This window comes from Micromonospora sp. WMMD956, from assembly GCF_029626125.1.
In the GTDB taxonomy this organism is placed as follows: Bacteria; Actinomycetota; Actinomycetes; order Mycobacteriales; family Micromonosporaceae; genus Micromonospora; species Micromonospora carbonacea.
Genome location: NZ_JARUBI010000005.1, coordinates 2720913 through 2743058 on the forward strand (window position 1 = coordinate 2720913; position 22146 = coordinate 2743058).

General features: G+C 73.9%; 21 protein-coding genes and 1 tRNA gene. 14 read left to right on the forward strand and 8 right to left on the reverse strand.

The genetic code is table 11. From position 1 onward, the window contains the following. The first annotated feature begins 4 nt into the window (after positions 1 to 4). The gene (locus O7628_RS12525; RefSeq protein WP_278130516.1) at positions 5 to 1159 is read left to right on the forward strand and encodes an acyl-CoA dehydrogenase family protein; all 1155 of its coding nucleotides are present in this window, start codon (positions 5 to 7) and stop codon (positions 1157 to 1159) included. A 158-nt stretch (positions 1160 to 1317) separates the two neighbouring features. Further along, positions 1318 to 3969 carry a helix-turn-helix domain-containing protein gene (locus tag O7628_RS12530; protein ID WP_278130517.1) on the forward strand — a complete coding sequence of 884 codons (2652 nt, stop codon included), beginning with the start codon at positions 1318 to 1320 and terminating at the stop codon, positions 3967 to 3969. A 234-nt stretch (positions 3970 to 4203) separates the two neighbouring features. On the opposite strand, the gene O7628_RS12535 is transcribed toward O7628_RS12530, so the two are convergent. Then, positions 4204 to 4704, reverse strand: coding sequence for a MarR family winged helix-turn-helix transcriptional regulator (locus O7628_RS12535; RefSeq protein WP_278130518.1), 501 nt, complete (start codon positions 4702 to 4704; stop codon positions 4204 to 4206). A 103-nt stretch (positions 4705 to 4807) separates the two neighbouring features. Here O7628_RS12535 and O7628_RS12540 point away from each other — a divergent pair, with 103 nt between their 5' ends. Together O7628_RS12540 and O7628_RS12545 are read left to right on the forward strand one after the other, a co-directional pair. Continuing rightward, positions 4808 to 5389, forward strand: coding sequence for a YceI family protein (locus tag O7628_RS12540; protein ID WP_074475686.1), 582 nt, complete (start codon positions 4808 to 4810; stop codon positions 5387 to 5389). Between the two features lie 307 nt (positions 5390 to 5696). Further along, the gene (locus O7628_RS12545; protein ID WP_278130522.1) at positions 5697 to 7175 is read left to right on the forward strand and encodes a glutamate--cysteine ligase; all 1479 of its coding nucleotides are present in this window, start codon (positions 5697 to 5699) and stop codon (positions 7173 to 7175) included. Between the two features lie 87 nt (positions 7176 to 7262). Here the strand turns inward: O7628_RS12545 and O7628_RS12550 are convergent, their stop codons facing one another. Beyond that, a complete protein-coding gene (locus O7628_RS12550; protein ID WP_278130523.1) occupies positions 7263 to 8579 on the reverse strand; it encodes a hypothetical protein in 1317 nt (438 codons plus the stop codon). Between the two features lie 111 nt (positions 8580 to 8690). On the opposite strand from O7628_RS12550, the gene O7628_RS12555 reads away from it, so the two are divergent. Both O7628_RS12555 and O7628_RS12560 read left to right on the forward strand, forming a co-directional pair. Further along, positions 8691 to 9383, forward strand: a complete 693-nt coding sequence (locus O7628_RS12555; RefSeq protein WP_278130524.1) for a PASTA domain-containing protein — start codon at positions 8691 to 8693, stop codon at positions 9381 to 9383. A gap of 96 nt (positions 9384 to 9479) precedes the next feature. Then, a complete protein-coding gene (locus O7628_RS12560; protein WP_278130525.1) occupies positions 9480 to 10154 on the forward strand; it encodes a PASTA domain-containing protein in 675 nt (224 codons plus the stop codon). 114 nt (positions 10155 to 10268) lie between these two features. On the opposite strand, the gene O7628_RS12565 is transcribed toward O7628_RS12560, so the two are convergent. Both O7628_RS12565 and O7628_RS12570 read right to left on the reverse strand, forming a co-directional pair. Further along, positions 10269 to 10727 (reverse strand): hypothetical protein, encoded by a 459-nt coding sequence (locus O7628_RS12565; protein WP_278130526.1) that lies wholly within the window; start codon positions 10725 to 10727, stop codon positions 10269 to 10271. Positions 10728 to 10828: 101 nt separating this feature from the next. Continuing rightward, positions 10829 to 11119: a hypothetical protein gene (locus O7628_RS12570; RefSeq protein ID WP_074475680.1), complete on the reverse strand. Its 291-nt coding sequence runs from the start codon at positions 11117 to 11119 to the stop codon at positions 10829 to 10831. A 634-nt stretch (positions 11120 to 11753) separates the two neighbouring features. On the opposite strand from O7628_RS12570, the gene O7628_RS12575 reads away from it, so the two are divergent. The 3 genes from O7628_RS12575 (at position 11754) to O7628_RS12585 (ending at position 13437) form a co-directional block, all read left to right on the forward strand. After that, positions 11754 to 12635, forward strand: coding sequence for a helix-turn-helix transcriptional regulator (locus tag O7628_RS12575; RefSeq protein WP_074475679.1), 882 nt, complete (start codon positions 11754 to 11756; stop codon positions 12633 to 12635). Beyond that, positions 12605 to 12826, forward strand: a complete 222-nt coding sequence (locus O7628_RS12580; protein ID WP_043961068.1) for a DUF397 domain-containing protein — start codon at positions 12605 to 12607, stop codon at positions 12824 to 12826. Before O7628_RS12575 ends, O7628_RS12580 begins: the two co-directional genes overlap by 31 nt. Before the next feature lie 194 nt (positions 12827 to 13020). Continuing rightward, on the forward strand, positions 13021 to 13437 hold the full coding sequence (locus O7628_RS12585; RefSeq protein ID WP_178062755.1) for a hypothetical protein: 417 nt from the start codon (positions 13021 to 13023) through the stop codon (positions 13435 to 13437). Here O7628_RS12585 and O7628_RS12590 read toward each other — a convergent pair. The 4 genes from O7628_RS12590 to O7628_RS12605 all read right to left on the reverse strand — a co-directional run bounded on the left by O7628_RS12590 (position 13402) and on the right by O7628_RS12605 (position 16187). After that, entirely contained in the window at positions 13402 to 14004 is a 603-nt protein-coding gene (locus tag O7628_RS12590) for a hypothetical protein (RefSeq protein ID WP_278130527.1), read from the reverse strand. The two genes, O7628_RS12585 and O7628_RS12590, sit on opposite strands and share 36 nt — an antisense overlap. 93 nt (positions 14005 to 14097) lie before the next feature. After that, positions 14098 to 14904, reverse strand: coding sequence for a WecB/TagA/CpsF family glycosyltransferase (locus tag O7628_RS12595; RefSeq protein ID WP_074475759.1), 807 nt, complete (start codon positions 14902 to 14904; stop codon positions 14098 to 14100). After that, positions 14901 to 15974 (reverse strand): NAD-dependent epimerase/dehydratase family protein, encoded by a 1074-nt coding sequence (locus O7628_RS12600; protein WP_278130528.1) that lies wholly within the window; start codon positions 15972 to 15974, stop codon positions 14901 to 14903. The genes O7628_RS12595 and O7628_RS12600 overlap by 4 nt, the downstream gene beginning before the upstream one ends. Before the next feature lie 127 nt (positions 15975 to 16101). Then, positions 16102 to 16187: transfer RNA gene (locus tag O7628_RS12605), tRNA-Leu, on the reverse strand. Between the two features lie 207 nt (positions 16188 to 16394). On the opposite strand from O7628_RS12605, the gene O7628_RS12610 reads away from it, so the two are divergent. The 5 genes from O7628_RS12610 to O7628_RS12630 are packed head-to-tail and all read left to right on the forward strand — an operon-like array spanning position 16395 to position 22146. Further along, positions 16395 to 17195, forward strand: a complete 801-nt coding sequence (locus O7628_RS12610; protein ID WP_043961072.1) for a DUF3662 and FHA domain-containing protein — start codon at positions 16395 to 16397, stop codon at positions 17193 to 17195. A gap of 6 nt (positions 17196 to 17201) precedes the next feature. Then, a complete protein-coding gene (locus O7628_RS12615; protein WP_074475676.1) occupies positions 17202 to 17690 on the forward strand; it encodes an FHA domain-containing protein in 489 nt (162 codons plus the stop codon). Continuing rightward, a complete protein-coding gene (locus O7628_RS12620; RefSeq protein ID WP_278130529.1) occupies positions 17687 to 19120 on the forward strand; it encodes a PP2C family serine/threonine-protein phosphatase in 1434 nt (477 codons plus the stop codon). The genes O7628_RS12615 and O7628_RS12620 overlap by 4 nt, the downstream gene beginning before the upstream one ends. Before the next feature lie 30 nt (positions 19121 to 19150). Continuing rightward, positions 19151 to 20644, forward strand: coding sequence for an FtsW/RodA/SpoVE family cell cycle protein (locus O7628_RS12625; RefSeq protein WP_043961074.1), 1494 nt, complete (start codon positions 19151 to 19153; stop codon positions 20642 to 20644). Then, positions 20641 to 22146, forward strand: coding sequence for a penicillin-binding protein 2 (locus tag O7628_RS12630; protein WP_278130530.1), 1506 nt, complete (start codon positions 20641 to 20643; stop codon positions 22144 to 22146). The genes O7628_RS12625 and O7628_RS12630 overlap by 4 nt, the downstream gene beginning before the upstream one ends.

Sequence of the window (22146 nt, forward strand, 5' to 3'; positions counted from 1 at the left end):
ACCGATGGACTTCCGGCTCACCGAGGAGCAAGAGGCGCTGCGGTCCAGCGTGCGGGACTTCGCCCGCGAGGTGGTCGCCCCGGTCATCGCCGAGCACTACGAGAAGCACACCTTCCCGTACGAGGTGATCCGGCAGATGGGCAAGATGGGCCTGTTCGGTCTGCCCTTCCCCGAGGAGCACGGCGGCATGGGCGGCGACTACTTCGCGCTCTGCCTGGCCCTGGAGGAGCTGGCGCGGGTCGACTCCAGCGTGGCGATCACCCTGGAGGCGGCGGTCTCCCTCGGCGCGATGCCGATCTTCCGCTTCGGCACGGCCGAGCAGCGGGAGCGGTGGCTGCCGAGGCTGCTCAGCGGCGAGGCGCTCGCGGGCTTCGGCCTCACCGAGCCCGGCACCGGCTCGGACGCGGGCGGCACCCGGACCCGGGCCGTCCTCGACGAGTCCACCGACGAGTGGGTGATCAACGGCTCGAAGGCGTTCATCACCAACTCGGGCACCGACATCACCGCGCTGGTCACGGTCACCGCCGTCACCGGCACCCGGCCGGACGGCAGCAAGGAGCTGTCCACGATCATCGTCCCGTCCGGCACCCCCGGGTTCACGGTCGCCCCGGGCTACTCGAAGGTCGGCTGGACCGCCTCGGACACCCACGAGCTGACCTTCGACGACTGCCGGGTGCCGGCGGCCAACCTGCTCGGCGAGCGCGGCCGGGGCTTCGCCCAGTTCCTGCGCATCCTCGACGAGGGCCGCATCGCCATCGCCGCCCTGGCCGTCGGCCTCGCCCAGGGCTGCGTGGACGAGTCGATCAAGTATGCGAGCCAGCGCCAGGCGTTCGGCCAGCCGATCGGCAACTACCAGGCCATCCAGTTCAAGATCGCCGACATGGAGCTGAAGGCGCACACCGCCCGCCTGGCCTACTACGACGCGGCCGCCCGGATGCTGGCCGGCGAGCCGTTCAAGCGGCAGGCGGCGATCGCCAAGCTGCACGCCAGCACGGTCGCCGTCGACAACGCCCGGGAGGCGACCCAGATCCACGGCGGCTACGGCTTCATGAACGAATACCCGGTGGCCCGGTTCTGGCGCGACTCGAAGATCCTGGAGATCGGCGAGGGCACCAGCGAGGTCCAGCGCATGATCATCGCCCGCGACCTCGGCCTGTGAAAGGAAGGGCCCCCTATTAACGCCTGAGGTAGAGAAGGGTCCCCTTCTCACGCCGGTAAGCTCCCGGGCGGGGCGCTGTCGGATATTTGTGCCGGTCAGCGTCGGCAGGGCGACGGTTGGCTGACGACAGTCACACCCGATCCGTACCCTTCCTGCCCATGGCTCCCGATCATGGCCGTCCGCCGGGCGCGGACGGTCGTACCGGACTGTCCGCCCTGCTGCGCGCGCACCGGCACGCCGCCGGCCTCACCCAGTCCGACCTGGCCGCCCGCGCGGGGGTCGGGGTGCGGACGGTCCGCGACCTGGAGCGGGGCCGGTCCGCGCGGCCGCAGCGGACCACCGTCGACCTGCTGGCCGGCGCACTCGGCCTCGCCGGGCCCGCCCGGGCGGCGTTCGTCGCCGCCGCCCGGGGGACGACGCCGGCCGACCCCGCCCGCGCGGCCGACGAGCCACCCGCCGCCCCGCCGCCGTCGGTCCCCCACCCGGTCGGCGTCGGGCCGTCGTCGGCCGCCCACCCCGGGGGTACGCCGATCGCGCTCCCGCCCCCCGTCGCGCTGATCGGCCGGGAGCGGGACGTCGCCGAGCTCGTCGAGCTGCTCACCGCCGACCACGGCCCGCCCGTGGTCAGCCTCGTCGGGCTGGCCGGCGTGGGCAAGACGGCGCTGGCCCTGGCGGTCGCCCACGCCGTCGCCGGGCGGGCTCCCCGCGAGGTCGCCGGGGTGCTCGTCGGGGAGGGCTCGGACCCGGCCGACGTGCTCTCCGCAGCGGCGGCGGCCTTCGGCGCGGCCCGCGCCTCCGACCTCGCGGTGCAACTGGCGGCCCGCCCGGCGCTGCTGCTGATCGACGCGGTGGAGCGGGCGCCCGACCCGGTGGCCGGGGCGCTGCACCGGCTCGCGGGGGCGGTGCCCACGCTGCGGGTGCTGGTCACCGGGCGGCACCCGGTCGGCGTGCCCGGCGAGCGGGTCTGGCCCGTGCCGCCGCTGGACGTGCCGCCGCCCGAGCTCGACCCGGCCGGGCCGGACGTGCTGGCCGGCTATCCGGCGGTGGCGCTGTTCACGGCGCGGCTGGCCCGGGTGCGGCGGGAGCCGCCGGACCCGGACGAGCTGCCGGCCCTCGCCGCGCTGGCCCGCCGGCTGGGTGGGCTGCCCCTCGCCATCGAGCTGATGGCCGCCCGGGGGCGCATCCTCGACCTCAACGAGCTGCTCGACCGGTACGGCGACCGCGTCCTCGACCTTGCCACCTCGCCGGCCCAGCGGCCCGACCCCGGGTGGACGCCGGGAGGCGGGGCGACGGTCACCCTGCGGGACGCGGTGGCGGCCAGCTACCGCCTCCTCGCCCCGGACGAGCGGGCCGCCCTGCGTCGGCTCTCCGTGTTCCGCAACCGTTGGTCGGTGGAGCTGGCCGAGGAGATGCTGGCCGACGACGCCGACCCGGAGGGAACTGTCTCGATCGATCCGGTGCCGCTGCTGGACCGGTTTCTCCAGCTCGGCCTGCTGAGCGTGCGGGGGACCGGCCCGTTCCGGTTCCGGCTGCTCGACGCGGTCCGGGAGTTCGCCACCGAGCGGAAGATCGGCGCCGGGGAACGGCACGACGTCCGGCGGCGGCACGCCGAGGTCTTCGCGCGGCTGGTGGCCCGGACCGCTCCCGACCTGGCCGGCCCGCTGCTGACCTCGGCCGTGCGCCGCCTCGACGAGGCGACCGGCGACATCACCGCCGCGCTGGCCCACGCCGCCGTCGACGACCCGACGACGGCGCTCCGGCTGGCCGTCGGGCTGGCCCGCTGGTGGCGGTTCCGGGGCCGGGACGTCGTCGGGCGGCAGTGGCTGCGGCGGCTGCTGGCCGACCCGCGTACCGCCGCCGCCGATCCGGGGTTGCGCGCCCGGGCGGTGCTGGGCGCGGCCCGGCTCGCCGTCGAGCACGGCGCGGCGGAGCAGGAGCTGGCGGCGGCTCGCGACGCCTGGGCCATCCTGCACCGGGCCGGCGACGTGGCCGGGGAGCTGGAGGCGCGGGCGGTGCTCTGCGCCCTGCTGGGCGCGACCGGGGGCCACGACGAGGCGCGCGACCAGGCCGCCGCCGTCCTCGCCCTGGCCACCCGGCACGGGCGGCTGCGCGACATGGCCGTGGCGCAGCACAGCCTCGCCTGGCACGACATCCGGGTGGGCGACCTGGCCGGGGCGCGGCGTCGCCTGGCGGCCATGGACCGGTTGGCCGCCCAGTCCGGCGACCGGCGGCTGCGCCTGCTGGCGCGGGCCGACCTGGCCGAGGTCACCCGCCTGGAGGGCCGGTACGCCGACGCCGTGGAGCAGGGCCGCCGGGTGGCCGCCGGGCTGGTGGAGGTCGGCGACCCGGGGCACCGGCGGCGGGCCCTCGGCACGATCGGCCTGGCGCTGGCCCAGGACGGGCGGCCCGACGAGGCGGCCGAGGTGCTGGCGGGGCTGCGCACCTGCGCGGCGGGTGACGCGGCGCTCGGCACCGAGCTGCTGGGCGGCCGGCCGGGCGAGTCCCGGTTCGAGGACGGGATCTGCGCGCTCATCGAGGCGAACATCGCCCTGCACCGGGCCGATCGTGAGCTGGCGGCCGAGTGGTTCGCCGCCGCGGCGGAGGGCACCGTCGCCGGCCAGGACCGGCGGGACCTGGTGGAGGCGCTCGTCGGGCTGGCGGCGAGCACCCGGGACGCGGCCGTGCTCGACCGTCTCGACGCCGCCTGTCGGCGGAGCGGGATCAGCCTGCTGCCCCGGGAGGCCGAGGTGCTGGCTCCACTGCGGCGGCCCGGTCGGCCGGAGCCGACCGGGCCCGCCCGGAGATGTTGACGCGGGGGCGGCGCGAGCGAAGAAGCCCCCTGGTTTTACCCCTCGCTCATCGCCCGCGCCGGCACCCCCCGGTGCGCCCCCGCTGAGAGAACAGTAGCCACTCCCGGCGGGGAGATTTGTCCGCTTAATGCCGTTTGTTGCCGCTGGTGGGGCGGTTCTGCCGGTCTTTCTGCCGGTGCCCCTCCCCCTCGGTGCGGCCGGGCCCGTCGACGTGCAGGTCCCGCCCGCCGGGTGTCAGGAGGGGGTGGCCTCCGGCGGGACCGGATCGGTGCTGCCGGCGGTCGCGCCCGGATGCACCGCGTCGCGTACGCGCCGGAGGCCGTGAAGGAGGGCGCGCAGCTCCTCCGGCTCCAGCTGGCCGGTGAACCACTCCTCGATGATCTTCAGGTGCCCGGGGAGGGTCTGGTCCAGGCGCTGCAACCCGGCGGCGGTGACCACCGCGTACGAGCTGCGTCGGTCCGATGGGCAGGCCCGGCGGCAGAGCAGGCCGTCGCGTTCCATCCGGTCGACCACCCGGGTCACGCCGCTGGTGGAGAGCGAGGTCTGCGCGGCGAGGTCGGTCATGCGCAGCTGGTTGCCGGGCGAGCGGGCGAGGCGGGTGAGCACCTCGAACTCGACCGGAGAGAGCCCGTGCTCCTCGAACTGGGCGGCGAACCGGGCCGACAGCCCGGCGTGCGCCTCGACGAGGAGACCGACGGCGGTGATCCGGGGGTCGTCGAACACGTTCTGGTCCACGAGTTCATCATAGCAATACTTGACACACGGAATATTGCTCTGTCTATAGTTGCTCCGTCAGTCGTTGGGGCACTTAACGAACTCTCTCCTGGAGGACAGCACCATGACCAGCAGCAACGGATCGGTTACCCGCGAGTGGGAGGGCCTCACGATCCCGGCGGCCGGCACCTACCTGCTGGACGTCGCCCACAAGCGGGTCGGCTTCGTCGCCCGGCACATGATGGTCAGCAAGGTGCGCGGCGAGTTCGCCGACGCGAGCGCCACCATCACGATCGCCGAGGACCCGATGCAGTCGTCGGTCTCCGCGACCATCCAGGCCGCCAGCATCAGCACCGCCCAGGCCGACCGGGACGCCCACCTGCGCAGCCCCGAGTTCCTGGACGTCGAGGCCTTCCCGACCCTGGAGTACCGCAGCACGGGCGTCAAGTCCCGCGACGGCAACGAGTTCGTCCTCACCGGTGAGCTGACCATCAAGGGCGTGACGCGCGCGGTGGAGCTGGAGGTCGAGTTCGAGGGCGTCGGCCGCAGCCCGTTCGGCCAGGACATCTTCGGCTTCTCCGCCAGCACCGAGATCGACCGCGAGGACTTCGGCCTGACCTGGAACGTCGCCCTGGAGACGGGCGGCGTGCTGGTCGGCAAGAAGATCAAGATCGAGATCGAGGGCGAGGGCGTCCGCCAGGGCTGACCGCCCCGCTCCCCGAGACCCGGGCCCGCGTCGCACCAGTCGACGCGGGCCCGCAGTCGTCCCGCCGCGGTCCTCCCAATGGGAGCGTGCGAATTGTCACGGTCGGCCCCTCGGCGGGGGCGGTGGCGCGTGCCGTCACCTGGGTAGAGAGGCGGTCGGGAGCGCGTTCCGGGCCGGTCGCGGCCGCCACCGGGGTGACCGTCCGGCGTCGACCTCTGGCCCGGCGCGGGGGGCGCTTTTACCGTAGAAGGTTCACAATGTGCGCTGCGGGCGGCATGCCCCGCCGCGCCTCGCGCCGGGAGGACACATGGGCAGGGACGTCGAGCAGGGCGCCTTCTCCCGAGAGGACAGGCTCCACTACCGGCAGAAGGTCCGGAGGTGCCTGGACGTCTTCGCGTTGATGCTGGACGACTTCGGCTTCGACGCCGACCGGCCGATGACCGGGCTGGAGATCGAGCTCAACCTGGTGGACCCGGCCGCCGAGCCGGCGATGCGCAACGACGAGATCCTCGCCGACATCGCCGACCCGCTCTTCCAGACCGAGCTGGGGCGGTTCAACCTGGAGCTGAACGCCGAGCCCCGGCTCATCGGGGGCACCGGCTTCGCCGACTACGAGCGCGACCTGCGCAGCAGCCTGGACCGGGCCGACGCGCGGGCGGCCCCGTCCGACGCGCGGATCGTCCTCGTCGGCATCCTGCCCACGCTGACCGAGCGGCACCTGGTGGCCGACAACCTCTCCACCGCCGCCCGGTACCGGGTGCTCAACGACCAGATCGTCGGCGCGCGGGGCGAGGCCATCGAGCTGGACATCCGGGGCGTCGAGCGGCTCCAGACGCACACCGACTCCATCGCGCCGGAGGCCGCCTGCACGAGCCTCCAGTTCCACCTCCAGGTCGCCCCGGACAGCTTCGCCGACTACTGGAACGCCTCCCAGGCCATCGCGGGGGTGCAGGTCGCCGTCGGGGCGAACTCCCCCTACCTGTACGGCCGGCAGCTCTGGGCCGAGACCCGGATCGCCCTGTTCCAGCAGGCCACCGACACCCGCCCCGACGAGCTGAAGGCCCAGGGCGTACGCCCCCGGGTCTGGTTCGGCGAGCGCTGGATCACCTCGATCTTCGACCTGTTCGAGGAGAACGTCCGCTACTTCCCGCCGCTGCTGCCGATCTGCGGGGACGAGGACCCGGTCGAGGTCCTGCACGCCGGTGGCGTGCCCGAGCTGGCGGAGCTCCGGTTGCACAACGGCACGGTCTACCGCTGGAACCGGCCCGTCTACGACATCATGGACGGTCGGCCGCACCTGCGCGTGGAGAACCGGGTGCTGCCCGCCGGCCCGACCGTGGTCGACATGCTCGCGAACGCCGCCTTCTACTTCGGCCTGGCCCGGGGCCTGGCCGAGGCGGACCGGCCGATCTGGAGCCAGCTCACCTTCAGCTCGGCCGAGGAGAACTTCCACGCCGCCGCCCGGCGTGGGATGGACGCGGTCCTGCACTGGCCGCGCCTCGGGGACGTGCCGGTGACCAGGCTGGTGCTCGACACCCTGCTGCCGACGGCGGCCACCGGGCTGGACCGCTTCGGCGTCGCGCCCGCCGAGCGCGACCGCCTGCTCGGCATCATCGAGCAGCGTTGCCGCACCGGCCGCAACGGCGCGGTCTGGCAGACCGAGACGGTCTGGGCGGCCGAACGCCACCGGGGCATGGACCGCGACACGGCCCTGCACCACATGGTGCAGCGCTACGCGGAGTTGCAGCGCAAGAACGAACCGGTGCACACCTGGCCGGTCGACTGACGGGTCCCACCCCGCCGGGCGGCCCGGAGCACGACGTCGGGCCGCCGCGCCGGGTCGGTCGGCTGGTCGGCCGCCGCGCCGGGTCGGTCACGCCGGCTGGTCGGCCTCCGCGCCGGGCGGCGTGACCGACCCGGGAGCGGTCGTCGCCGTCGGCTCCCCGGCCGCTGCGGAACGCTGCCGGGGCAGCGCCGCCGGCCCGGCGGAGCCGCGTCCGCCCGCCGTCGGCCGCGCGGGACCGTCCGCCGGCCCGCCACGGTCGCGGCGGGCGCTGCGGCGGTTCGCGGAGCGCTGGGCGAGCGCCGCCGTCAGCACCGAGCCGGCCAGGCCCAGCACCACGGCGTACGGGGCGACGAGGTGCGCCGACACCTGCTCCCGGCCGAGCGTGGCCAGGCCGGGCACGACCAGCAGGTACGCCAGCGCGACGAGGACCGGACCGGCCCCGCCGGAGGCCGCCGCCCCGAGCCGCTGCTCCGCCGACCGGGCCGCGTGCCGCGCGGCCAGCGCCCCGATCAGCAGCGCCGAGCCGAGCGCCAGCGCCGCGCCGGGCCAGTAGAACCAGTCCCGGATCCAGAAGCCGGGCCGGTCGGCGCTGAGCTGCCAGATCCCGAGCTGGGCGGTGGTCAGCCCGCGCCCGGCGAGCACCCCGTCCACCACGGCGACCACGGCGAGGAGCCAGAGCCAGCCGACCGTGGCGATCACGTTGGCCGCCGCAGCGGGCGAGCGCAGCGCCCAGACCGCCACCAGCAGCCCGAGGAACAGGCCCATCCCGGCGTACCCGGCGGCCGTGGCCTGCGGCGCGGCGACGCCGGGCACCTCCGCCATCCGCGCCGGCACGGCGACCAGCAGCACGGTGACCAGCGCGCCCACCGCAGCGGCCAGCGCCAGCGCGACCGCTCCCGCCGGGCGGGGCGGGTCGGTCGGCTCCGGGCCGGCGGCCCGGTCGGCGGCGTCGACCACGTCCGGCCCCGGGGCCGCCGGCTCCGGATCGGCGGCGGGCCCCGCGTCGATCGCGGAGTCGTCAGCTGCGGGGTCGTCGGCGGGGGCGTCGTCGGTCGGGGGGTCGGTGGTCGTGGGGCCGTCGGTCGGGGCGTCGGTGGCCGTGGGGTCGCCGGTCGGGGCCGCATCGGTCGGGGCGTCGGCCGGGCCGGTCGCGGCCGGGTCCTCGCCCCGGGCGACGGGACGCCGCAGCCGCTGGGCGCAGACCGCGCCCGTGATCGTCGAGGTGGCCGAGATCCAGGTCGCCCAGGCGAGGCTCGCCACCCACGCCGCCTCGCCCGCGCCGACGCCCGACGCCGACCAGTTGATGATGCCCAGCCCGTAGCCGAAGCCCAGTTGGGCGGCGCCCGCGCCGGCAGCGACACCGATCGCGGTGGCGATCGATCCTCCCCAGCCCCGTCTGGCCATGCCGGGCAGCGTAACCTCCCGTGGTCGGACCGGCGAGTCGTGGCACCGAACTCGGGCCTGGGCACCCGGCGCGACGCGGGTACGGTCGCCGGTGATGAGGTGGTGGACGCTATGACGGACGGGAACACCGCAGGGGAGGCGTACCCCGACGAGGTCGACCCGCCGGGCTCCGGCCGGTCGGCCAAGGTGCTGGGCGGCAGCCTGGCTGTCGCGCTCCTCGCGCTGGTCGGCGCGGCCGGTGGCTGGCTGCTGGCGGGGGAGGACGACGCCTCGCCCGGCCCGTCGGCCGCGCAGCCCGGCGTCTCGGCCACGGCGTCCCCGTCCGAGACCCCGGCGTCGCCGGCCCGGACGACCGCGCCGGCGACCCGGACCACCGCGCCCACCCGCTCCACCGGGCTGACCGTCCCGCCGGTGGTCGGCACGGACTTCGAGGACGCGCGGGACGAGCTGCGGGACCTGCGGCTGGGCTGGCGGCTGGTCTTCGGCACCGGGTCGGGGCGGGACGTGCGGAGCGCCGACCCGCCCGTCGGCTCCCCCGTGTCGCGGGGAACGACCGTCGCGTTGTACGTCGCCGGGCCCGCACCCGAGGTCAGCGTCCCTGACCTGGTCGGCGACGACTGCGACGACGCGGCCGAGGACCTGGTCGAGGAGGGCCTCTACCCCGGCTATCCGACGGGTCGGACCGGCGTCGTCACGGCCCAGGCGCCGGCGGCCGACAGCACGGCGCACTGGAACGACAAGGTGGCCCTGACCTGCGGCGCGGAGCCCGACGAGCCGAGTGCGGAGCCGCCGCCCACCCCGTGACGGCGGCTCGCCGTGCCGGTACCGGCCGCGCTGGCCCACAGCGGTTAGCGTGGATGGGAGGGCCAGCCACCCGCCCGGTGTGGGAGAGGACGTGCCATGAGCGACGACCGCCAGGACCCGCCCCCCGACGACGCCGGTGACCAGACCCGGCCGCTGCCGAAGCCCGGTGACGACGCCCGGTCGAAGCCGGCCGGCGGGGAGGTGTGGTCCGGTCGGGCCGGGGTGCCGCCGCCTCGACCGGCGGACTACGGGCCCCCGACCGGCGAGTGGTACGCCGAGGAGCAGCCCGGCCGGCGCTGGTGGACGCCGATCCTGCTGGGTGTCGTGGCGCTGCTGCTGCTCGGCCTGCTGGGCGTCGGCTTCTGGCTGGCCCTGTCGACCGGCGGCGACACCGACCCCGGGCAGACGCCGTCGGCGGGCCCGACCTCGGCGCCGCCGACGACCGGGGCGCCGACGACCGAGGCGACGACGGGTGGGCCGTCCTCAGCCCCGGCCACGACGCCACCGGCGACGACCCCGGCCGGGGTGCCGATGCCGCCGCTGGTGGGGCTGCCCCGGGCGACGGCCGAGCGGATCCTGGACCGGATCGGGGTCGACCACCGGGTCGAGACCCGCGAGTCGGACCGGCCGGCCGGCACGGTGCTGGAGACGGACCCGGCGGCGGGCGAGCTGGTGCCGGCCGGCGCGCAGGTCACCCTGGTGGTCGCCGCGACACCGACGCCGACGAGCAGCGCGGCGGCCCCGACGGCCACGGCGACCCCGACCCCCTGACGGCGACGCCGGTCACCACCCCCGGCGTCCGGCGTCGGCACCCCGCTCCGGGCGCGGTGCCGGTCACCACCCCCGGCGTCCGGCGTCGGCACCCCGCTCCGGGCGCGGTGCCGGTCACCACCTGCGGCGTCTGGTGCCGACCAGTCCCAGGCCGGCCAGGGAGATGGCGAGCCCGAGGAGGCCGGACCAGAACAGCGAGCGGCTCGTCTCGTTCCGCAGGGAAGCGGGCCCGGCGGGGGCCCGCCCGGCCTGGACCACCGGGTCCGTTCCGACGCCGGCCCCCGCGCCGGCCGGTGGACCGGTCGGCACGCCCGGCGCGCCCGCTTCCGTGCCGATCGGGCCCGGCACGGCCGGGGGATCCACGGGGTCGGCCCAGTCCGGCTCGGGCTCCCCGTCGACGACGGTGATCTCCGGCGCGGGGACCGGCGTGGCCAGCTCGGTGGCCGACAGGGCCGGGTAGCGGACCACCACCCCGAGGGTGGTGGCGGCGCCGAGGAGCGCCAGCAGCCCGAAGGCGTAGACGGTACGGGACCTGTGGTGCCGCCGCGCGGCGGGCAGTATGACCATGACCATCCCAGGTTCAGGGTCCGGGACGCGCGGGGTGGAGACGATCGCCGGGGTGGGCGTACCGATTCTATGGCGGTGGCACGCCCACCGGGACGGGTTTCGGCTGGTCAGCCGACCCGGGCCGGGGTACGCACCACGGGCCGGCGCGGCCGGACGGGGACGGTGCGCTGCCGGGGTTGTGCGGCGACCCGGAGCTGGCGCAGCCCCTCGGCCTGCACGTAGATCGAACGCCTGCTGACCGCGTCCCCCGCCGCGTTCAGCTCGTAGCCGTCGAGCCACATCCATCCGTCGTAGGTGGGCCAGTCGAGCACCCGGATCACGCGGAACATGATCGGTTTGAGGAACTGGACACTCGCCGCGCGCGTCACGTGCAGCACGTCACCTGAGCGGGGAAGCACAGAGGTCTCCTGGGAGATCGGCCGGCGGGCATGCCGGTGGCTGGTGTTTCGGGGGATGTCTCGCCTGGTGACGGGGTTGTGCCTCGTGAACCGGCGGCGCTGGTGGTGCTGGTCGGGCCGGGCGCGTTGGTGGCGTGCCACGACCCGACCAGCACCCCGCCGCTCCCGGTCGCCGCGCCCGCCGTCGCAGTCAACCTGACGTGCGGCAGCGGGGCTCTCGCCCGGAGCGGACCTGTCGTGCGGTGCCGGGCTGGTATCCCTCGGCCGGACGCCCCACCCGTCGGTGGGTCGTCCCGCCCCGGCGGCCGACCGGAACGCTGAGTGATTCGAGCCCTACGGACAGATTGCATGAGTGGCGTGCCTCATGCAAGTTGCATGTCGACTTTTGCCGATACGTGAGCGGCTCGCGGAAATAGACGCTTGATGCCGCTGTCCCCGGACCGGCACACTGGACGCCGGTTTCGCCCGTCGCGGCCGGTCGACGACCGGCACCATCACCCCTGCCGCGAACGCTCGCCCGCCGTTTCGACGGTCGCGCCCCCGGCGGGCGTCGACCCCTGGCGCGATCGACCGGAGGTAACCGGGTGAGGGCGAGCAGCGAGCGATTCGACCCGACGGGTCGCCGGGGGGCGTCGTGAGCGAGCGGCGCAGCCCGACCATCCGCCGTCGCCGGCTCGGAGCAGAATTGCGCCGGCACCGCGACGCCGCGCGCATCACCATCGAGGTGGTGGCCGAGCGACTGGAGTGCTCGGCGTCGAAGATCTCCAGAATCGAGACCGGTCACACCACGGCCACCCCGCGCGACGTCCGCGACATGCTGCTGATCTACGGGGTGTCCGGCGCGGAGAGCGACGAGCTGGTGCAGATCGCCCGGGAGGCCCGGCAGAAGGGGTGGTGGCACCCCTACAGCACGGTGCTGGTGGGTGCGTACGTCGGCCTGGAGTCGGCGGCCAGCTCCATCCGGCAGTACGAGCAGCAGGTCGTCCCGGGCCTGCTGGAGACCGAGGAGTACGCCTCGGCGATGATCCGGGCCGCCCGCCCGGACTTCACCACCGAACAGGTTCAGCAACGGGTGCGTGTCCGATTGGATCGTCAGTCGTTGTTGACCCAGGACGATCCGGTCGATCTGTGGGTGGTGCTCGATGAGGCGGTGCTGAGCCGGCCGGTGGGCGGCGACGCAGTGATGCGTGCTCAGCTCAAGCGGCTGGTGGAGGTGGCGGAGTTGCCGAACGTGACGCTTCAGATCCTGCCGTTCTCGGTCGGGGCGCACGCCGGCATGGACGGCACCTTCACCATCCTCAGCTTCCCAGAAGCCAATGATCCGGATGTCGTGTACGCGGAGAACGCCACGGGTGGGCTCTTCCTGGAGAAGAGCGACGAGCTACAGAAGTACAGCTTCATCTTCGATCATGTTCGAGCAGCGGCCATTCGCCCGGAGGAATCCATCGCACAAATCGCAAAACTGGCAGAGGAGCCGTTGTGGAAATGGCGACCAAGGGGTTCCGTGGGGACCTGACGCGGGCGACGTGGTTCAAGAGCTCGAAGAGCGGGCCGAACTGTGACAACTGCGTGGAGGTGGCGTACGTGACCGGGGCGGTCGGGGTACGGGACTCGAAGGACAAGAGCGGTCCCAACCTGGTCTTCGCTCCGGCGGGCTGGCACGCCTTCGTCGCCGGGGCCAGGGACGGCGCGTTCCTCCGGGACTGATCGCTGACCCCTAGACACGACGGGCGCGACCCTTCTTCCGGCAACGTGGCCGGGGCGGGGGTCGCGCCCGTCGCGTTTCCACCGTCGGCCCTGGTCGTTGAACCCGTCGGGACGGCGCTGGTCGACGACCCCGGACCAGCTACCGGATCGGCAACGGCCACCCGGATCGGCACCCGAGCGAGGCAGGCGAGACGATGACGACGATCGGTTCAGAGAACCTCACCAACGGTCCGGGCAAGCCGGAGCGGTTCGGCGGGAAATACCGCGGGGCCCGCCGGGACACCGTCCTGACGGAGGTGGTCTCCACCGATTCCGAGATCGGCGCCCGGGACGACGGCTCGACCGCCCTCGACCAGGTGGGCCCGCCGCTGTCGCTGCCGTCGCTGGACCCGAACCCGCTGACCGAGCCGTCGTTCCCGCCGTCGGGCTGGTCGACCGGCTCCTCGGGCACCGACTCCCTGGTCGACCACCCGCTGCTGCGCGGGCTGCTGCTGGAGCTGCCCCCCCGGGGCAGCGTGCCGCCGCCCGGCTGGCTCGACCGCTGGTTCGAGGCCACCCGGTCGATCCTGGAGCTGCTATACGTGCAGGGCAGCGCTGGCCGCTCGCGCTGACCCGGGGCGGCGGGTCAGCGACCGCTCGGCGAGGCGGCTGTGGCGCAGCGCGTGGCGTATCCCGATCGCGGCGACGCCCAGCGCGGCCACGGTGACGGCGGCACCGGTGGCGCCGGGCCCGGCGAAGAGGTCGAGGCCGCTGGCCGACAGCACCGCCGGCACGGTGGCCAGGCCGGTGACCTGTAGCGGCAGGCCGATCAGCGGGTGCGCCGCGGCGGCGCGCAGCCCGTGCGGGGCCGGCGTCTCCGGCGCGGCGGCGAACGCCCCCGCAGCGGCCCAGAGCCGGCGCACCCGGCGGGCCGTGACGACCGCCACCAGCAGCGCCGGGGTGGCCGCCAGGGCCAGGCCGGCGGCGGCCCGGTCGACCGTGCCGGTGCCGGCGCTGGTCAGCCCGGCGGCGAGCACGGCCGCCGTCAGGCCGAGGCCGGTCGCCGTCAGGGCGAGCAACCATCCGGTACGCCGGCGCAGCGGGCGGGCGTGGTGCGGCCGGGGCAGCCGCTCCGCGAGGAGACCCGCGGCCAGCCACACGCCGGCGATCGGCAACAGCACGATGAGATGCCCGTCCATGCCGTCAGCCTTGCCCAGTTCGACGCCCGCCGAATCCGGGTCGGCCCCCTGTTCGTCCCGCAGCCCCGCCCCGTAGGGGTCGCGCGGGGCGGTCTAGACGGCGAAGGTGGCGGGGCGCTCGGTGGCCGGAGTGGGCGGCTTCGCCTTCCACAGGCCGGTCTTCTGCGCCGCCAGCCGGGCCAGGTACGCCGGGTTGAGGACGACGTACCGCCGCCACAGGCGCTTCGGCTCCAGGCCGAGCCGCCAGAACCACTCCAGGCCGGCCCGCTGCATCCACGGCGGCGGGTTGCGCAGCAGCCCCGCGTGGTAGTCGAAAGCCGCCCCGACGGCCATCATCGGCATGTCCAGCAGCGGACGCATCGCGTAGGTGAAGACCTCCTGCCGGGGGCAGCCGAGCCCGACCAGGACGAGCCTGGCCCCGCTGGACCGGATCCGGTCGGCGATCTCGGCGTCCTCGCCGGGCTGCACGGCGCGGAACTTCGACGGCTCCACCCCGGCGATCTTCAGCGCCGGGAACATCCGCTCCAGGGCGGGGATCAGCCGCGCCAGCGTCTCCTCCGTCGAGCCGTACAGGTAGACCGGAAGGCCCTCCTCGGCGAAGCGGCGCAGCACGTGCAGGGTCAGCAGCGGGCCGTAGACCCGGTCGGCCAGGTTGGCGTGGTGCAGCAGGTTGAGCGCCCAGCGCACCGGCTGCCCGTCCGGGGTGACCACGTCGAACGAGTTGAGCCGGGCGTTGTGGGCCGGGTCGAGCACCCCGGTCATCACCCCGTGCACGGCGAGCGCGGTGAGCGCCAGCGGACGCCGCTCGTGCGCCGCCGCCACCACCCGCTCGGTCGCGGTGGCGTAGTCGGTGGCGTCGACGAGGACGCCGAGAACGTTGCGCTTGCTGCCGTCGGTCATGCCCCGGGCACCCACTTGTCCACGTTGGCCTCGTAGATCTCACGCATGATCATCGGCACGTCGTAGACCTGCTTCCAGCCCGGGTAGTCGGCCTGGAACGCCTCGTTGGAGCCGATCCACCACTTGTGGTCGCCGATCCGGTTCGCCTCGACGTACTCGGTGATCATCTCCTGGCCGGTGATCTGCTCGGCCAGGGCGAACGCCTCCCGGTTGGAGGTGTTGGAGTGCCGGCCGCCGCCCAGGTTGTAGACGGCCGCCGAGCGCGGGTCGCGGAAGAACGCCTCGAACGCCGACACCACGTCCGAGCTGTGGATCGCGTCCCGGACCTGCTTGCCCTGGTAGCCGAAGATCTTGTAGGTGCGGCGCTCCATGTTGGCGCGCATCACGTACCCCAGGAAGCCGTGCAGCTCGGTCGCCGAGTGCGCCGGGCCGGTCAGCGTGCCGCCCCGGAAGCAGGCGGTGCGCATGCCGAAGTAGCGGCCGTATTCCTGCACCATCACGTCGGCGGCGACCTTCGACGCGCCGAAGACCGAGTGCAGGCAGGCGTCGATCGACATGTCCTCGCGGATGCCCTGCGCGTACGGGTGCCCCGGCTCGATCTCCCAGCGGGACTCCAGCTCGACAAGCGGGAGGCTGTTGGGGCGGTCGCCGTAGACCTTGTTGGTCGAGCAGTGGATCACCGGCGCCTCGATGCAGTGCTCGCGCACGTTCTGCAACACGTTGAGGGTGCCGCCGGCGTTGACGTCGAAGTCGGTGAACGGGTCCCGCACCGCCCAGTCGTGCGACGGCTGCGCGGCGGTGTGGATCACCACGGCGATGTCACGGCCGTACCGGGTGAAGAGCTTCGCCAGCGAGTCGCGGTCGCGGATGTCGATGCTGTGGTGCGCGTACGCCCCGCCGAGCTCCTCGGCCAGCCGCCGGACGTTCCACGCGGTCGACGCCTCGGCGCCGAAGAACTCCTGCCGCATGTCGTTGTCGATGCCGACGACGTCGAGACCGAGGCCGGCGAAGTGCCGGACCGCCTCGGAACCGATCAGGCCGCCCGACCCGGTCACCAACGCGACACTCACACGCCACTCCTGGTCCATCGGAGGCAGGGAAACGATCGGAGCATAGCGTGACGTCCGGCACCCGCCGGATGGGACGCCGAGCCCATGGAACGGCGAAAGGGCCCCGCGTCGTGCGGAGCCCTCGCTCTGGTGGGGAAGGGGGGAGTTGAACCCCCACGCCCTTTCGGGCACACGGACCTGAACCGTGCGCGTCTGCCATTCCGCCACTTCCCCGTGGCTTGACCGGGAACACTTTAGCCTGCCCCGGACCCGCTGTCCCCAGCGGCCCGGCACATCCTACGGTGTCCCTGGCCTGCGCCGCGACCGGTTACCGTTCGTGGCGGACGAAACTGTAGCACGCGGGAAAGGGCCCGTTCGAACGGGCCGGCGACGGCCGGCCGAGCGGCGTGTGAGCTGCGCGCGCGCCGGCCGGATACCATCATGTCCTCGGGACCCGAGGAGGAGCCGGTGAGCGTGCTGCAACGCTTCGAGAAGCGTCTGGAAGGCCTGGTGGAGGGAGCCTTCGCCAAGGTCTTCAAAGGGGTGGTGCACCCCGTGGAGATCCTCAACGCCATGCAGCGGGAGGCCGAGGCGCACAAGGCGATCCTGGCCGGCGGGCGCACGTTGGTGCCCAACCGCTACGTGATCGATCTCTCGCCCTACGACCACAACCGCCTGGCACCCTACGCCGCCGCGCTGGCCCAGGAGCTGGCCCAGTCGCAGGCGGAGTTCATCGGCGAGCAGGCCTGGACGGTCTACGGCGACGTGATCGTCGAGATCGAGCGCGGCGAGGGCCTCGACACCGGCATGTTCCGGGTCACCGCCGAGGTCTACACCGGCGGCGACGTGGCGCCGGTCTCCGCGCCGGGCTACGACCAGGGCGGCTACGACGCCGGCCCCGCCTACCCGGCGTACGACCAGGGCGGCGGCTACGGCCCCCCGCCGGGGCACGGCGGCGGGCGCAACGTCCGGCTGGTCTCGGGCGACGGCCGCACCTACCCGCTCCAGATGGGCTCGACCGTGATCGGCCGGGGCGACCAGGCCAACCTGCGCCTGCCCGACGTCGGGATCTCCCGCCGACACGCCCGGCTGGACTTCGACGGTGGTCAGGTCGTGCTGACCGACCTCGGCTCGACGAACGGCACGATGGTCAACGGCCAGCGGGTCTCCGCCGTCGCGCTCAACCCCGGCGACATGATCCAGCTCGGCACGACCACCCTGACCTTCCGCGTGGACGGCTGATCCGCCTTGCCGGAACTCGTCATCACCGTCGCCCGGTTCGGGTTCCTGATCCTGCTGTGGATCTTCGTGTTCACGGTGGTCGGCGTCATCCGCCGGGACCTGTTCGCCGGCGCCCGGTCGGGCCGGCTGGTGGCCGCGCCCCGGGCCGTGGGCGCCTCGACCGGTCAGCCGCAGGCCAAGCCGGCCAAGGCGAAGCGGGGCAGGGCCGCGCACCAGCTGGTGGTGACCGCCGGTCAGCTCGCCGGCACCCGGATCACCCTGGGCGAGGCGCAGATCACCATCGGCCGGGCCGAGGATTCGACCCTCGTCATCACCGACGACTACGCCTCGGCGCGACACGCCCGGCTCGTGCCCCGCGACGGGCAGTGGTTCGTCGAGGACCTCGGATCGACTAACGGCACCTACCTCGATCGCGCTAAGGTCACCGGACCAACCCCCGTCCCCCTCGGCGTGCCGATCCGCATCGGGCGCACCTCTCTCGAATTACGGCCATGACTCTGACCCTGCGCTATGCGGCCCACAGCGACCGCGGTCTGATCCGAGACGGTAACCAGGATTCCGTCTACGCCGGGCCGCGGCTTCTCGCCGTAGCCGACGGCATGGGCGGCATGGCCGCCGGTGACGTCGCCAGCAACATCGTCATCGGTGCCATGGCGCCGCTCGACGAGGACGTCCCCGGTGACGCCCTGGTCGACGCGCTGCGTTCGGCCGTGGGCACCGCCAACCAGCAGCTCCGCGACACCGTGGACGCCAACCCGCAGCTGGAGGGGATGGGCACCACGCTGACCGCGACCCTCTTCTCCGGCACCAAGCTCGGCATGGTCCACATCGGCGACTCGCGGGCCTATCTCCTGCGCAACGGCGAGTTCGCGCAGATCACCAAAGACGACACCTACGTCCAGATGCTCGTCGACGAGGGCCGGATCAGCGCCGAGGAGGCGAGCAGCCACCCCCAGCGCTCGCTGCTCACCCGGGCGCTCGACGGCCGCGACATCGACCCGGAATACAGCGTCCGGCAGGTGCTCCCCGGCGACCGCTACCTGATCTGCAGCGACGGCCTCTCCGGCGTGGTGAGCGCCGAGACCATCGCCGACACCATGCGGGAATACACCGATCCGCAGCAGTGCGTCGAGCGGCTCGTCCAGCTCGCGCTGCGCGGCGGCGGCCCGGACAACATCACGGTGATCATCGCCGACGCCACCGACCGGGACATCGTCGAGGCGAGCCCGATCGTCGGCGGCGCCGCCGCCCGGGACCGGGGCATGGCCACCTCCGCCGACGTCTCCACCCCCGCCGCGCGCGCCTCCGCGCTCTCCGCCCCCCGGCCGCCCGCCCCCGAGGAGCCGGCCGACGACGACGGCGACGACGACCGCCCGAAGCGCCGCCCGCTGCGCACCGCGGCGATGACCCTCGCCCTGCTGGTCATCCTCGGCGGCGCGCTCGTCGGCGGGTGGACGTACACGCAGCGGCAGTACTACGTCGGCGCGACCGAGGACGGCCGGGTGGCCGTGTTCCGGGGCGTGCAGGGGCAGATCGCCGGCCTCGACCTCTCCGCCGAGCACTCCGTCAGCCCCGCCCGGCTCGACGACCTCACCCTCGCCGCCCAGGAGCAGGTCAAGCAGGGCATCCCGGCCCGCGACGAGCCCGACGCCGAGCGCCGGCTGGCCGAGCTGACCAGCGACGACCCGCTGAACCCCAACCTCAAGCCGATCTGCCAGCCGACGCCGACCCTGACCCCGACGCCGACCCTGGCCCCGACGCCGGAGCCCACGAGGTCCCCGGACCGGCCGGGGGCGACCCGCACGGCCTCCGGCAGTCCCCGGCCCGTCGCCACCCCGACCCCCGCGCCCACCGAGACGCCCGACGTGCTGCCCTCCGACACGGTTCCGCCGGCCGACCCGGCCGGGTGCCGGTCGCCGGAGTGAGCGTCGACTGAGAAAACCGAGGACATCTCCGTGACCGCAGCCGCCGCACCGGCCGCCTCGCCCGCGACGACGGGCGAGCAGCCCGGCGTACGCCTGGCCCGGTCGCGGCGCAACGCCGAACTGTCGTTGCTGCTGCTGGCCCTGGTGATCGTCGCCGCGTACGGCGCGACGGTGGAGGCGACCGTGCTCGACACGGTCACCCCGGACTTCTGGGTCCCCACCGCCGTGCTGGCGGGCGTCTTCCTCGCCCTGCACGTCGTCATCCGGTTCCTGGCCCCCTACGCCGACCCGGCCCTGCTGCCGGCGGTGGCGCTGCTCAACGGCATCGGGGTGGGCTTCCTGCGCCGGCTCGACCTGGCCCGGGCCGCCCCCGCCGACCGGGAGTCGCTGGCGATCTTCGCCGGCAACGGCGGCCGGCAGTTCGCCTGGACGCTGGCGTCGGTGATGCTCGCCGCCGGCCTGCTGGCGCTCATGCGCGACCACCGGTCGGTCTCCCGGTACGCGTACACCCTGGGTCTCGCCGGCATCGTGCTGGTGATGATCCCGGCGGTGCTGCCGGCGAAATACTCGGAGATCTACGGCGCGAAGCTCTGGATCATCGTGCCCGGGGTGGGGCAGATCCAGCCGGGCGAGTTCGCCAAGCTCGCGCTGCTCGCCTTCTTCGCCTACTACCTGGTCCGCAAGCGCGAGGTGCTGTCGCTGGCCAGCCACCGGTTCCTCGGCATCGACTTCCCGCGCGGGCGGGACCTGGGGCCGGTGCTCGCGGTCTGGGCGCTGAGCGTGCTGGTCCTCGTCTTCGAGAAGGACCTGGGCACCTCGCTGCTCTACTTCGGCATGTTCGTGGTGACGCTCTACATCGCCACCGAACGGGTGAGCTGGCTGCTCATCGGCCTGATCCTGTTCTTCGGCGGCGCCTACCTCGCGTACGTGCTGGGCGGCGTCGTCGGCGGGCCGTTCGCCAACTTCCACCTGCGGGCGCAGATCTGGCTGGACCCGTTCGCCGACCCCTACCAGGACGGCTACCAGCTCGTCCAGGGCCTGCTGGCGCTGGGCAGCGGCGGCCTGTTCGGCGCGGGGCCGGGCGGCGGCGAGCCGCTGGAGATCCCCGAGGTGCAGAACGACTTCATCTTCGCCGGCATCGGCGAGGAGATCGGGCTGTTCGGCCTCTCCGCGCTGCTGGTGGTCTACCTGCTCATCGTGGAGCGGGGCCTGCGGGCCGCGCTCGCCGTGCGGGACTCGTTCGGCAAGCTGCTCGCCGGCGGCCTCGCCTTCACCCTCGGCCTCCAGGTCTTCGTGATCGTCGGCGGGATCAGCAAGCTCATCCCGCTGACCGGTCAGACCACCCCGTTCCTCTCCGCCGGTGGCTCGTCGCTGATGGCGAACTGGCTGCTCATCGCGGTGCTGCTGCGGGTCTCCGACGCGGCCCGCCGCCCGGTGACCGGTGGCGGCGGCCCGGCGGCCCGACCCGGGGGCGGCCCACCCGAGCAGTTGCACGGTGCCCCCACGGAGGTGATCCGGCCGTGAACGCACCCCTGCGCCGCGTCGGTGTCGTCGCGATGGTCCTGTTCGGTCTGCTCTTCGCGAACCTGAACTGGATCCAGGCCTACAAGGCCGACGAATACCGCAACAGCGACTACAACGGCCGGGTCCAGGTGGCCGAGTACGAGCGCAAGCGCGGCAACATCGAGGCCGGCGGCACGGCGCTCGCCACCAGCAAGGAGACCGGCGGCAAGCTGCGGTTCCTGCGCACCTACCCCGGCGGGGAGAAATACGCGCACGTCCTCGGCTACAAGCCGGTCAACCTCGGCGACACCGGCATCGAGCGGGTCGAGAACGACTTCCTCGCCGGCACCAGCGACGCGCTGATCGCCAACCGGATCAAGGACATGTTCACCGGCGACGAGACCGGCGGCGGCAACGTGCTGCTGACCCTCTCCAAGCGGGCCCAGGACGCCGCGTTCAACGGGCTGTCCAACAACCAGGTCGGGGCGAAGAAGGGCGCGGCGATCGCGTTCGACCCGCGTACCGGGGCGGTGCAGGCGCTGGTCTCCATGCCCAGCTTCGACCCGAACCCGCTGGCCAGCCACGACACGGACGAGGCGACGGCGGCGTACAACAAGCTGGAGAGCGCGGAGGGCGGCCCGCTGAAGAACCGGGCGCTGTCGGAGGTGCTGCCCCCGGGCTCCACCTTCAAGATCGTGGTGGCCGCCGCCGCGCTGGAGAACGGCATCGGCAAGAACACCCAGATCCCGGCGGGCCCCAGCTACACCCCGCCGACGTCGGGCACCCCGATCCGCAACGCGGTGCCGTCGATCTGCCCCGAGTCCGAGGTGACCCTGATCAGCGCGGTCACCGAGTCCTGCAACACGGGCTTCGCCAAGCTCGGCGTGGAGCTCGGCGCGGACAAGGTGAAGGAGAAGGCCCGGCAGTTCGGGTTCGAGCAGGACGACCTGACCGTCGGCCAGCTCGGCGAGGACGGGCTGCCGGTGGCGGCCAGCCGCACCGGGGCCATGCAGGGCCCCGACGGCAGCACCGACCCGGCCGCGCTGGCCCAGTCCTCCATCGGCCAGCGCGACGTCAAGATGACCCCGCTCCAGGGGGCCCTGATCGCCGGGGCGGTCGCCAACGGCGGCAGCCAGATGCGCCCCTACCTGGTGCGGCAGCTCCTCGCGCCGGACCGCACCACCAGCTACTACACGGCCAAGCCGCGCGAGCTGCGCCAGCCGGTCAGCGGGCAGGTCTCGTCGGACCTGCGCGACATGATGGTGAGCGTGGTGGAGAACGGCACCGGCCGCAACGCGAAGTTCAACGGCTACACCGTCGGCGGCAAGACCGGCACGGCCCAGTCGGGCCCGCAGACCCCCGACCACGGCTGGTTCATCGGCTTCGCCCTGGATTCGAAGGGCACCCCGGTCTCCGCCGTGTGTGTGGTGCTGGAGGAGGCGGGCAGCGGCGGCAGCGCCGAGGCGGCCCGGATCGCCGGCAAGATCATGCAGGCGGCGGCCGCCGACTCCGGGGGGCGCTGA

What these genes read in the sequence shown, in the direction of transcription:
- O7628_RS12525 (WP_278130516.1), top strand. Translation starts at nt 5, where the DNA reads ATGGACTTCCGGCTCACCGAGGAGCAAGAGGCGCTGCGGTCCAGCGTG.
- O7628_RS12530 (WP_278130517.1), top strand. Translation starts at nt 1,318, where the DNA reads ATGGCTCCCGATCATGGCCGTCCGCCGGGCGCGGACGGTCGTACCGGA.
- O7628_RS12540 (WP_074475686.1), top strand. Translation starts at nt 4,808, where the DNA reads ATGACCAGCAGCAACGGATCGGTTACCCGCGAGTGGGAGGGCCTCACG.
- O7628_RS12545 (WP_278130522.1), top strand. Translation starts at nt 5,697, where the DNA reads ATGGGCAGGGACGTCGAGCAGGGCGCCTTCTCCCGAGAGGACAGGCTC.
- O7628_RS12550 (WP_278130523.1), bottom strand. Translation starts at nt 8,579, where the DNA reads ATGGCCAGACGGGGCTGGGGAGGATCGATCGCCACCGCGATCGGTGTC.
- O7628_RS12555 (WP_278130524.1), top strand. Translation starts at nt 8,691, where the DNA reads ATGACGGACGGGAACACCGCAGGGGAGGCGTACCCCGACGAGGTCGAC.
- O7628_RS12560 (WP_278130525.1), top strand. Translation starts at nt 9,480, where the DNA reads ATGAGCGACGACCGCCAGGACCCGCCCCCCGACGACGCCGGTGACCAG.
- O7628_RS12565 (WP_278130526.1), bottom strand. Translation starts at nt 10,727, where the DNA reads ATGGTCATGGTCATACTGCCCGCCGCGCGGCGGCACCACAGGTCCCGT.
- O7628_RS12580 (WP_043961068.1), top strand. Translation starts at nt 12,605, where the DNA reads ATGGCGACCAAGGGGTTCCGTGGGGACCTGACGCGGGCGACGTGGTTC.
- O7628_RS12585 (WP_178062755.1), top strand. Translation starts at nt 13,021, where the DNA reads ATGACGACGATCGGTTCAGAGAACCTCACCAACGGTCCGGGCAAGCCG.
- O7628_RS12590 (WP_278130527.1), bottom strand. Translation starts at nt 14,004, where the DNA reads ATGGACGGGCATCTCATCGTGCTGTTGCCGATCGCCGGCGTGTGGCTG.
- O7628_RS12595 (WP_074475759.1), bottom strand. Translation starts at nt 14,904, where the DNA reads ATGACCGACGGCAGCAAGCGCAACGTTCTCGGCGTCCTCGTCGACGCC.
- O7628_RS12610 (WP_043961072.1), top strand. Translation starts at nt 16,395, where the DNA reads ATGTCCTCGGGACCCGAGGAGGAGCCGGTGAGCGTGCTGCAACGCTTC.
- O7628_RS12620 (WP_278130529.1), top strand. Translation starts at nt 17,687, where the DNA reads ATGACTCTGACCCTGCGCTATGCGGCCCACAGCGACCGCGGTCTGATC.